Annotated in this window: 12 protein-coding genes, 1 tRNA gene and 1 pseudogene; 9 read left to right on the top strand and 5 right to left on the bottom strand. The window is 39.9% G+C overall.

Annotated features, from left to right (window positions below; translation table 11 throughout):
• The first annotated feature begins 31 nt into the window (after positions 1 to 31).
• The 3 genes from ACEYV4_RS07225 to ACEYV4_RS07215 all read left to right on the top strand — a co-directional run bounded on the left by ACEYV4_RS07225 (position 32) and on the right by ACEYV4_RS07215 (position 3,526).
• A complete protein-coding gene (locus ACEYV4_RS07225) occupies positions 32 to 442 on the top strand; it encodes an LPXTG cell wall anchor domain-containing protein (RefSeq protein WP_373842661.1) in 411 nt (136 codons plus the stop codon).
• A 207-nt stretch (positions 443 to 649) separates the two neighbouring features.
• Positions 650 to 2,893 (top strand): alpha-galactosidase, encoded by a 2,244-nt coding sequence (locus ACEYV4_RS07220; RefSeq protein WP_373842660.1) that lies wholly within the window; start codon positions 650 to 652, stop codon positions 2,891 to 2,893.
• A 9-nt stretch (positions 2,894 to 2,902) separates the two neighbouring features.
• Positions 2,903 to 3,526 (top strand): YitT family protein, encoded by a 624-nt coding sequence (locus ACEYV4_RS07215; RefSeq protein WP_373842659.1) that lies wholly within the window; start codon positions 2,903 to 2,905, stop codon positions 3,524 to 3,526.
• A gap of 124 nt (positions 3,527 to 3,650) precedes the next feature.
• Here the strand turns inward: ACEYV4_RS07215 and ACEYV4_RS07210 are convergent, their stop codons facing one another.
• Positions 3,651 to 4,469, bottom strand: a complete 819-nt coding sequence (locus ACEYV4_RS07210; RefSeq protein ID WP_373842658.1) for a helix-turn-helix domain-containing protein — start codon at positions 4,467 to 4,469, stop codon at positions 3,651 to 3,653.
• Positions 4,470 to 4,572: 103 nt separating this feature from the next.
• On the opposite strand from ACEYV4_RS07210, the gene ACEYV4_RS07205 reads away from it, so the two are divergent.
• From ACEYV4_RS07205 to ACEYV4_RS07190, 4 genes are all read left to right on the top strand, one after another.
• A complete protein-coding gene (locus ACEYV4_RS07205; RefSeq protein WP_373842657.1) occupies positions 4,573 to 4,845 on the top strand; it encodes a hypothetical protein in 273 nt (90 codons plus the stop codon).
• A gap of 91 nt (positions 4,846 to 4,936) precedes the next feature.
• Complete coding sequence (locus ACEYV4_RS07200) at positions 4,937 to 5,962, top strand: lipoate--protein ligase (protein WP_373842656.1); 1,026 nt, start codon at positions 4,937 to 4,939, stop codon at positions 5,960 to 5,962.
• Between the two features lie 12 nt (positions 5,963 to 5,974).
• Positions 5,975 to 6,331 carry a hypothetical protein gene (locus ACEYV4_RS07195; RefSeq protein ID WP_373842655.1) on the top strand — a complete coding sequence of 119 codons (357 nt, stop codon included), beginning with the start codon at positions 5,975 to 5,977 and terminating at the stop codon, positions 6,329 to 6,331.
• Between the two features lie 86 nt (positions 6,332 to 6,417).
• Positions 6,418 to 6,490 (top strand) — tRNA-Val (locus ACEYV4_RS07190).
• Positions 6,491 to 6,600: 110 nt separating this feature from the next.
• Here ACEYV4_RS07190 and ACEYV4_RS07185 read toward each other — a convergent pair.
• The 4 genes from ACEYV4_RS07185 to ACEYV4_RS07170 all read right to left on the bottom strand — a co-directional run bounded on the left by ACEYV4_RS07185 (position 6,601) and on the right by ACEYV4_RS07170 (position 10,338).
• Positions 6,601 to 7,569, bottom strand: a complete 969-nt coding sequence (locus tag ACEYV4_RS07185) for a tyrosine-type recombinase/integrase (protein ID WP_373842654.1) — start codon at positions 7,567 to 7,569, stop codon at positions 6,601 to 6,603.
• 126 nt (positions 7,570 to 7,695) lie between these two features.
• Entirely contained in the window at positions 7,696 to 8,541 is an 846-nt protein-coding gene (locus ACEYV4_RS07180) for an Abi family protein (RefSeq protein ID WP_373842653.1), read from the bottom strand.
• 348 nt (positions 8,542 to 8,889) lie between these two features.
• Positions 8,890 to 9,516: a DUF3862 domain-containing protein gene (locus ACEYV4_RS07175; RefSeq protein ID WP_373842652.1), complete on the bottom strand. Its 627-nt coding sequence runs from the start codon at positions 9,514 to 9,516 to the stop codon at positions 8,890 to 8,892.
• Positions 9,517 to 9,996: 480 nt separating this feature from the next.
• Positions 9,997 to 10,338: a helix-turn-helix domain-containing protein gene (locus tag ACEYV4_RS07170; RefSeq protein ID WP_373842651.1), complete on the bottom strand. Its 342-nt coding sequence runs from the start codon at positions 10,336 to 10,338 to the stop codon at positions 9,997 to 9,999.
• A 458-nt stretch (positions 10,339 to 10,796) separates the two neighbouring features.
• Here ACEYV4_RS07170 and ACEYV4_RS07165 point away from each other — a divergent pair, with 458 nt between their 5' ends.
• Together ACEYV4_RS07165 and ACEYV4_RS07160 are read left to right on the top strand one after the other, a co-directional pair.
• The gene (locus tag ACEYV4_RS07165) at positions 10,797 to 11,033 is read left to right on the top strand and encodes a hypothetical protein (protein ID WP_373842650.1); all 237 of its coding nucleotides are present in this window, start codon (positions 10,797 to 10,799) and stop codon (positions 11,031 to 11,033) included.
• Positions 10,966 to 11,146, top strand: a pseudogene (locus ACEYV4_RS07160) (hypothetical protein); the annotation flags it as partial. The gene ACEYV4_RS07165 and the pseudogene ACEYV4_RS07160, both read left to right, overlap by 68 nt.

Genomic DNA, 11,146 nt, shown 5'->3' with positions numbered 1-11,146 from the left:
AATAAAAAGGTTTGGGTAATCGGCGTCGACGTTGTCCGCAGCGGGTTCATCTACCAGCTCCTCGGCTAGTTTACCAGCTAGTTCCGCAGCGGGTTCGTCAGCTAGTTCGGCGGCGGGTTCATCTGCAAGTTCAACAGCTGGCTCTTCTGCCAATTCCTCAGCCAGTTTAACAACTAGTTCAGCAGCTACATCGGCTAGTGTGCCAACTAATTCTGTGGCCGATTCTACTGCAAGTTCGACGGCCAGTTTTGTTAATCCGCTGAATAATTATTCGGCATCAAGGACTACTGCAATTTCTAATGTTAAGAATGAGGATACAGCTAGCCCAGCAGCTGCTTCCTTGCCACAAACCGGTAATGAAAATACCGCTGCCGTGGTTGCACTGGGGGCCCTTACCGCAATGTTTGGCCTTGGCCTTGCGGGTAAAAAGCGTGAATATTAAGGCTTAGTTGATATTAAAGTAAAATTACCGGCAAATAATTTGAAAAAGCAATCTGTAACTTAATTTTACAGGTTGCTTTTTTGCTTTTTTTGTCAATTAGGTACATTAAGATCTCACATGATGTGCATTTTCCTCCACAAAAAATAGTTTCTTTTGTAAACGCATTCATTAAAATAAAGTTGATTTTATTAAAGGGAGGAACCAATAATGCCGATTAAATATCATTCAACGAGCAAGGAATTTCATTTGTATAACAAGCATATTAGCTACCTAATTAAGGTCCTCCGTAATAACCAACTAGGTCAGCTTTATTTTGGGCAAAGGGTTCCCGACCGGGAGAATCATGACTACCTAGTAGAGAATAATTATCGTCCGGTTCAAAGTTACGTTTATGATCATGATTATCGATTCTCATTGGCTAACGTTAAGCAAGAGTATCCAGCCTATGGGACGACCGATTATCGAATGCCAGCTTTAGAGATTAAACAGCCGAATGGTAGTAGCATTACCAATTTCCATTACGTTTCTCACCGTATCTATGATGGCAAGCCCAAATTGGCAGGACTGCCGGCTACTTATGTTGAAAATGATGATGAAGCGACTACTTTAGAGATCCTTTTGCATGATGATGTCATCAATGTTGACCTGACTTTGCTCTATACCATTTTTAAGGACTACGATGCGATTGCTCGCAGTGCGCGGTTTACTAATCACAGTCAAGCTAATTATCAGTTAACGACCGCGATGAGCATGAATCTTGACCTGCCAGATGACGATTTCGATTGGATGCAATTTTCTGGAGCATGGGCTCGGGAACGACAGCTCAAAGTCGCTCACTTACGGCCTGGCATTCAATCGGTTGGCTCTACCCGTGGTGCTTCGAGTCATATGGAGAATCCCTTTATTATCTTAAAGCGGCCACACGCGGATGAATTTCAAGGTGAAGCCTATGGATTTTCGTTAATCTACAGTGGTAATTTCTTAGCCCAAGCAGAAGTTGATCCTTACAAGGTTACCCGGGTTCAAATGGGGATCAATCCTTTCCATTTTTCATGGAAATTAGCACCAGATAAGAGCTTCCAAACTCCGGAAGCAGTAATGGTATATACCAGCCAAGGTCTTAACAAGCTGAGCCAAAACTTCCACCAGCTATATCAGAAACGGCTTGTGCGGGGATATTGGCGTGATCGGCAACGGCCAATCTTGATTAATAATTGGGAGGCAACCTACTTTGACTTTACTGAAGATAAATTGATTAGTTTAGCTAAGCAGGCCCAAAAACTAGGAATAGAACTCTTCGTCTTGGACGATGGCTGGTTTGGCAAACGTATTAAGGATACAGCCGGCCTCGGTGATTGGTGGGCTAACCGTGATCGTTTGCCTGATGGCATTAGTGGCCTTTCCCGTCGAATCCACCAGCTCGGCCTAATGTTTGGCCTATGGTTTGAACCGGAAATGACCAATAAGGATAGTGACTTGTATCGTCAACATCCCGATTACATTATTCAAACGCCTCATCGTCATCCTTCTCAGGGCCGACAACAGTATGTCCTTGATTTTTCCCGGAAGGAAGTTGTGGACTATATTTACAACTTAATGGCAAAGGTATTGCGCGATGGTCATGTTGACTATGTTAAGTGGGATATGAACCGTAATATTACCGAGTGTTTCTCGGCAGCGTTTCCAGCCGATCAGCAGGGCGAAATTTTCCACCGTTATATTCTTGGCGTTTATAGCTTATATGAGCGTTTGCGCCAAGCCTTTCCAAAAATCTTATTTGAATCTTGTGCCTCTGGTGGGGGTCGTTTTGATGCTGGAATGCTGTATTATGCTCCTCAAGCATGGACAAGTGATGATTCCGACGCCATCGAACGGTTGAAGATTCAGACCGGGACGTCTTTCTGCTACCCATTAAGTTCCATGGGCGCGCACGTTTCTGTATGTCCAAATGAACAAGTTTTTCGTAACACGCCATTAAAGACCCGGGGAGATGTTGCTTTCTTTGGTGACCTTGGCTATGAATTAGACCTGACCAAGCTTTCTGAGGCAGAGTTAGCACAAATTAAAAAGCAAGTAGCCTTAATGAAGAATTATCGTCAAGTCTTCCAGTTTGGGACCTTCTACCGACTTAAGGATCCCTATAAGAGTAATATTGTTGCCTGGTTAGTCGTTTCACCAGATCAAAAGCAGGCAATTATGGGTTACTTTAAGATCTTGAATGATGTGAATGCTGAGTATCGTCTGCAACGTATTCCGGGCTTGAATCCGGACTATGATTACCATGTTCAAGAAGAAAGCGGTCAAGATTGTGGCCATTATACAGGAACCGAATTAGCTCATATTGGTCTAGTGACAAGTGATGCTGAATCCGAACAGACTGATGCCACTCGCAAGGTAACTGATTTTTATAGTCGACTTTATATTTTTACAGCTGCTAATGATAAAGGATAGGTATAAATTATGTTTCAAATTCGTCGATTAAGTATGGCCCTGGCAGGGGTTCTCCTGTGTGGCTGCTGTGTTGGTTTATTGCAAAAAGCACAACTGGGTGTTGACCCATTTACCGCATTTGTCACGGGGATCGCGAACCTTTTCTCTTCCACTTACTCTGTTTTCTATGTGATTTTGACAGGCTTGTTGCTGCTAATAGTGGCTATTTTAAGGAAACACTACATCGGCATTGCCACCGTTATTAACCTTTTCCTGACGGGAGTAGCAGCGGATGCGATGAGAAATGCTATGGATGCAATCGTTCCTCATCCAGATTTACGGATACGGGTAGTAATAATGCTGGTTGCCATTGTTTTTACCTGTCTGGCTGCCGCGTTATATTTTACGGCTGATCTCGGAGTGTCGGCCTATGATGCGGTTGCATTGATCGCTGCATATAAATATAAGTTATTGCCTTTTAAATATTGTCGAATGATTAGTGATAGCATTTGTGTCTTGGTTGGCTTTGCCTGTAATGTCACCCTGGGGGTGGGGACCATTATCACGGCCTTGTTCATGGGGCCACTTACCCAATGGTTTAGGGTAAAATTAGCTGAACCATTGTTGAAAGGCAAAGCCGAAACCACGATGTAAAAATAACAAAATAGAGCAGGTAGCTGACTGAAGATAAAAGTCGACATTATTAGTGTCAACTTTTGCTTGAAGTTAGTTGCCTGCTCTCTTATTTAGTCAAGAGGTTACCGTTATTGTCATATGATTATTGGGTCTGCTTTCGGTATTGGCGGGGTGGGATCCCGTAGATTTGTTTAAAAGCCCGGGCAAATGAATTGGCATTCCCATAGCCACATTCTTCCGCAATTCGTTCGATTGGTAAAGGTGATGACTCTAATAAGTGGCGCGCCTTAGTAATCCGGAAAGTTCGAATATATTGACTAGGTGTTAGGTCAGTCACCTGTTTGAACAAGTTGCTTAAGTAGCTGCGATCAACATTGACGGCCTTGGCTAGCTGATTTACCGAAACCGTGGCGACATGGTGGGCAAGATAATTAATCGCTTTTTCAACGTATTGACTGCGTGTGCGATCAGTAGTTTTACTAACGATGGTTGACCGGGCAATGATACTTAAGAAACGCAATAGATAACTATTAGCCAGTAAATGATCGGCGATCGTTTGGGGATTAATCTGCAGGACGCGGTTCACACAAGTCGCCAACTCTGCGTAGTGGGTATTGTTGAAAATGGGAGTTTGTTCTGAGATCGCAAGGTTACTAATCAATTCACTGGCGTAGGTTCCGGTAAAACCCATCCACACATACGACCAAGGAGTATGATCGTCAGCAACATAATAGGTTTGGTAATTAGGCTCGATTAAAAAGCCTTGCCCAGCATGGAGATGATAAGAAACACCCCTAACCTTGAAGGTACCGGATCCTGCCAAAATAAAATGGATTAGATAGTAGGGCCTCACCGCGGGTCCATACCGGTGACCAGACCTGGTGTCAGATCGGCCAACCGAAGTGATCCCTAAGCTGGTGTGTAAAGCTGGTTTTAAATCCAATGAAACGGCTTTTTCCATAAGGCGTTTACCTCCTGATATTGCCTTCAATTAATTTTCTAACTTCATTATAGCGTCGTTGGTGCCTGAGGAAGATGTTAAAATATCTAGGGGGATGATATCGGTGCAAATGATGCCAGTGAAGCAGGCTCTTAGTCAGTTGAAACGAATGATTAAGGGGAAACAAAGGGGTCAATTAACGCTATTAACCAAGAAGAAGGACCGGTCGATCATTGTTCAAAGCTATGACAACCGGTTAATCTTGCTTGAACAAGGTTACCGAGATGCACATAAGGAATATTCTTATACGGGGGCGCGTCATGTTGCCCTGGCTGCTTTCAAGCGTGAATTTCCCCGTAGTCACCAGGTTTACTTTAGTTTTAAAACAATAAACTAGCATTAATGGGGTTTGCTGTTAATTGCGGTGGTAACGATATATAATAAAAGCGCATACAATTACAAGCAATTATTATTAGAGGTGTTTTTCCATGTTCTTTATTGATACCAGCCGTAACGGGAAACCGGTTCACGACGCTATCGTTAATCAGTCACTCGATAACTATTTAATTAATGACCTACGCTTAAAGGGTCATGGCTTGATCTGCTACATTAACCAACCATCTGTTATCATTGGTGTTAACCAGAACGCTTATGCCGAGATCGATTTGCCATATCTGAAGAAGCACAAGATCGAATTGGTACGGCGGTCCAGTGGTGGTGGGGCCGTCTACCACGATTTTGGTAACCTGGTCTTCGAAAACATCGTTGTTGGCGACATGAGCAACTTCGGTGATTTCCACTTTATCGGTGATCCTGTCGTTGACGCCTTACATGACCTGGGGATTAAGTCTGCGAAGGTCAGTGGGCGAAACGATATGTCCATCGATGGTAAGAAGTTCTCCGGCATGGCGATTGTCAAGGGCAATAACTCCTTTGCGGCTGGTGGCACGGTCATGTTTGACTTGAACATGGAAGCCGCCAGTGAGGTTCTGACACCAGAGAAGGATAAGTTAGCTTCCAAAGGTGTTAAGTCCGTTGATGCCCGGGTAACCAACATTAAGCCATACTTGCCTGAAAAATACCAAAACTGGACGACAGAGGACTTTAAGAACTACCTGCTTTGTCATATGTTTGGTGTTGACTCGATGGATGACGTTGAAACCTATCATCTGACCGATCATGATTGGTCAATCATCGACCAGCGTCTTGACAAGCAATATCGAACCGACGAGTGGAACTATGGTAAGAACCCAGGCTTCAAGCACTACGTTTCTAAGCACTACCCAATTGGCACAGTATCCTTTAACTTTAACGAAAAGGATGGTGCCATTACGGCAATTAAGGTTTATGGTGACTTCTTTACGGCGGGTGATCCACACGTGGTTGAACAGCACCTCTTAGGCACTAAGTTGGATAAGAAAAGTCTGGTTAAGAGCTTGACTGCCGCTGATTTACCGGCTAACTTAGGTAAGGTTAGTCCCGAAGAACTGGCTGACCTTATCCTAGCCGATTAAGGGGGCTTTAAAATGTGGCAACGAATTGTTAATTGGTTTAAGCGGCTCTTTTCCCACCAAGCACCAGTTCACCGTGAAAATAACGGTCTCTGGTGGCAGCAGACGGATAATAACCGCGTGAAAGTCGGACTTGACAGTAAGGTGATCGATGAACTGGGTGGTGACATTACCTTCTTAGAAACACCCCAGGTGGATGAAGATATCAAGAAAGCTGACCAGTTGATCGACATTGAAGGTGGCAAGGCTGTTGAAACCTTTAAGTCACCGGTGACTGGCAAGATCAGCAAGGTCTATGAAGGCTACCAGGATGATCCAACGACCCTGACCAAGGCCCAGAATCCACTATTAGTTGAAATCACGACTGCTTAAGAATCAGGCTACTCATCAATTGGTGAGTAGCCTTTTTTAATGGATTAGTATCTTGGTTGAATGTGTGTTAAGATACTATTGGTATCGCTCCGTTAGTTCAGTTGGTAGAACATTCGGGTCACAGCCGAAAGGTCACGGGTTCGAGTCCCGTACGGAACATTAATAAAGAACTGGATAAAACAGTAAGCCGTGATATAACGGCTTTTTTCATTTTAAAGAGTAGTTGGAAATAGCCTTTAATTGTATTGCCTGCACACACATTGCACACATTATAAATTATCCAATGCCTTAACAATTGCTTGATCAGTTTCGTCTTTGTATTCATCAATAAGATAAGCATATACTTTACTAGTTGTCGCTGTACTACTGTGGCCTAGTCGCTTACTAATTGCGTACAGATTAATTCCGTTTGCTAATAGGAGAGCTACATGGCTATGTCTGAGTGAATGAAAATGAAATCCTCGGCGATGAATTTTTAAGTCACTAAGAATAGCTCTAAGTGTCTTATTAACAGCATTACTGGTAGGGATAGTTCCGTTTTGATTAATAAAAACCATTGTACTTGGTGCATTTACTTTTAATCGTTTTAAGACTTGTACTAATTTGCGATTAATCTTGATTTTACGGATTGATGATTCATTCTTGGTGGGTTTAAAACAGTGATTAATTGCATCCCATGATTTGTTGATATTAGTTGTGGCATGGATAAAATCAATATCATTCCATGTTAGTCCTTGAATTTCAGATAATCGCATACCTGTATAGATTGCTGTAAGAATCATATAACGGCTTGTATAACGACGAGAAGTAATTTTCTTTGAAGAAGTTGTCTCAATCAGCCTGTGAATCTCATCAAGGTTCAAGTAGCCAACCTTAATAGTTTTAGCGGGATTAGCAACGATAGATACTTCCTTGGTAAAGTTTTTAGTAAGATAATCATCAGAAATAGCAGAATTAACTACTGCCCGAATTAAAACATTCGCTTTGGTTACACTAGATGGAGCATGAGTAACTCCAAGCTTATTGATAAATTTTTGGTATTGTTGACGGTTAATTAATTTAATATTAACGCCTGCAAATTCATGTTGAATTACTTTTTGCGTTACTTGATAGCGGTGTAAAGTAGCATAGGCAAGCTTGGCCCCTTTATAAGTCCTTATCCATGAATTGAAGTAATTAGGAAAAGTAATCGATTTGGTAATGTTAGTTCCAATTGTTAAGTTCTGCTTCTTGATCAACAACCCTTTTTCCGCTACGTTTGTATATTTAAGCCATTAATTTAATATAATGAAGGGGTTGATACCGCATGTTAAAGTTATATCAACCCCAATCCCTGGATGGTTTCAACCATCTAGGGGCTTTTACTATTTTGTAGTGTTTAAGTTGATATCATTATCAGTTAATTCCATAGTATTTAATAAATACTTTTTGTCCTGCGGATATAGTTTTAAGTAATCTTTTAAATAGACATTGATACCAATTTTTAATTCACTATATGGATCCTTATTGTCGAATAGTTGTAACGATTTTAAGACTATACCAAGGTGGCTACGTCCCTTACCTTGACGATAGTCCTCACTTGTAACACCTAATATTCCATGAAGGAGAGCATTATATTGTAGTTCATGATCAATGGAAAAGTGATTATAAATTCGACCACCATGAGCAGCAGTATTACGATAGTTTAGATATAGTGAGAGGAGATTTGACATTGCACTTTTAAGCAATGGGGTTTGCTCAATTAGATTTACATTCTGTCCTAGCATTCTTGCAACTACTAAATTCTTTTCGTTACTCTTTAGCAATCTGAACCACCAAATTAGGCTTCCAAAATTTAACTTTTTTACGATAATCCAAGGCGGTACATTCCCATGTTCTTCTCGGTAATGCTTAAATGGTTCTGAATTAGCATGAGTGATTCCATTCAATATATTTAATAGATGATCAATTGGATATAGTTCCTTATGTGCAGAATGGATATACTGACGGTGCCCTGTACGATAACATCTTCTTGATAAATATTCCGCCTGTTTGTCAGAAATGCGTTCACTCACTGTGTAAGCTATGGACTGCCTTAAGCTAAGTTCAAACGTTTCAAGTGCTGACATTACTTGGCTTCGCAAAAATCTATCAAAATTAAATAACTGATAAATATGTTCAAATGTGGTTCCTTCAATGAAACCTGCATCATCGTTTGCTTTGTCTTTCATAAAATGATATTTGTAACCATTGATTATTTCATAATACCCATAATTAATAATAGATGACTAGCCCAGTGTTCATTCTGAAATAGCAATCCACGTTGATCTTTTAACTTATTTATTTGTTGCTCAATACTGTTAAACGGTTTATCTGATTTTGACATCAGGTTAATTTCCTCCATAAAATCACAAAAGGGATGCACAATAAGTACATCCCTTTTGGTGCAGTTGCATTGCAACTACTTAACTCGATTACATACATTATCACAGATAGCAAAAGGGATGTCAATAATTAACTATATAATTTGTACTATAATGTTGCAGCTTTTTATGTCTTCAATTTAGTTGGACAAAATATTATTTCATAGAAGTTTGTGTTTTGTCTATGACGTTTCCATTTTCATCAAATGAAATAATAAAATTAGCTCCAGAATCACCTTTAACATCAGATGTATATGACCAGTCTTCAGTAACCTTGCCTAAAATATTTGTATTGGTATACCCATTTGGCTTGCCAAAAGAATCTATAACATCCTGCTTGGATGAACCGCTCTGCAATTTATCATAATCATCCAAAGTAATTTTTGAGTTTCGCTTAACTTTTAATCCTGAAATGATTTTGTTAACGGCCCGACCATCTTCAAAACCAACAGTGATGTTAGAACTAGCATCGCCGTTTTTAACATGATCCCATGTCTGTGTATCTGCCTTAACTCCTTCAATTTCTTGTGTTGAAGTATCTTCGGGCTTTTTATTAAAAATTTTTTTGGCCTCTGTCTTAGTTGTCCCATTAACTTTTGAAAGCTTTACTTTTTTATAGTTAGCATATGAAACTTTGTTAGTAGTGTTATTGTTACTGCCATTTGCTATTCCAATACCAGCAAATATTAATAAAATCACAACAATCCAAAGCCAAATACGTTTGTAGAAGGGTTTCTTTTCTACATGGGCTTTTCTGTTGTCACCCATTACCTTTTTAGCCATTTTAAATGACCTCCCATAAATTCAGCTTTTAACGTCATCAGGATTTGGACAGGATAAATGGATTCCATTTCGTAAATTAAATTGATAGTTTTTGTAGTTAAAAATCAAGCCACGTTTTTCACGATAATTATTTAGAGCCTTATGCAAGTGATTGACGCTTACATTACAATAGTCGGCAATGTTTCTGAATTCCAGATACCGTGGTTATAACAATAAATAAGATTATCTAATGATATTGCTCGTTCTATTGCTAAGGAGCAAGCCTTTTCCTCTAGCTTACAGCTGTCTTTGGTATTAACCGTTGCAATGTCGCCTACAGAAATGTCGTAATGAGCAATTTTCTTGAAGAATTTCATATTTTTTAATTGCTGATGCATATCTTAATATAAGTTCAATTCAGGAAAATGTTGTAGCATCGATCAATGTTAATTGGAATCCAAGGATACTTGCTGGCAAAATGTTCATAAGAGTACATAACCATTATTTCCGAGCCTTTTTCAAATTCTCAATAAAATTGATGATCTGTTTACGTTCAGATTCAGGAGTATCATTATCAATGTGAGCAGCAATAGTTTCGGCAGCTTTATTTTCTTCTGGGTTAGATTGGTTGTCTTCAAAGAAATAATCAATACTAACGCCAAATAAATCAGCTACTTGTTTTAGGGAAGAAAGCCTTGGCTCATCCGTATCGTGTTCCCATTTAGATAAGCGTCCTTTATTGAAGTTAGCATTTGGATTCTTTTCGTTTAACTTGTTTGCTGTTTCTTCAAGGGTAAGTTTATGTGCTTTTCTAAGTCCATGTAATTTTGTACCTAAAGACATTTTCTTCACTCCTTGTTATGGCTTTATAATAATACTCTGGTTTCTTTTTAGCAACTTTTATTAGGTAAGTCTAATAAATGTTATTGAAAGCGCAACTTAAGTGATTTATTATAATGCACGCAATCAAGTTACAACTACGCAACACAAAAAAGTGAACTTATAGTTAGAGAAAGGGTGGAGTCATAATGATCGGAATAAAAAGCCAAGGTAAGGCACAATCCAAGTTGGCTATCCTGATCAATGTTAATCATAGTATATTTAATCAAAATTAAACTGTATTAATAGCAAAAATTTCTATTATTCTGAGGCATTAATGATTCATTAATGATTAATGACGCCTTAAAATTTATGATTTCATAAAATTGGTATAGTTATTTAAAAAGTGCTTGACACTGGTAATTAAATGATTCATGATAATAATCATTAATGATTGGTCTAGTCAAAATGAGGTGTTTGTTGTGGAATCATTAATTACTGGTGGCTTGTTTGTAAAGAGTGCATTGCCACAAAGCTTGGTCAAAACGGTACGGGTGGCTCCTAATAGTAGTTTGGTATTAGTTGATTCATTGGGCTCAATGAAGATCGCTAGTTTGGCTGAGCGGGTTAATGCAAACCGGCTAAAAACACGGACTTGCCAGGATTTTAGCTACTTCCGGCTATCCTTCTACTTTAGATGGTGGCAAACACTACATTAAAGAGGGGAAATTTACCCTGAACCATGGGGTGCCGGTGGTTAGCTACGACTACTCATACGGCCCGGCCGACATGGTCCAGTCCGGGGTCAACGGCGAGCTGGTCCCGCTGGGCA

Origin of the sequence: Limosilactobacillus sp., assembly GCF_041859915.1 — a bacterium.
Taxonomy (GTDB): Bacteria; Bacillota; Bacilli; order Lactobacillales; family Lactobacillaceae; genus Limosilactobacillus.
This window is presented reverse-complemented; position numbering and strand designations above follow the sequence as displayed.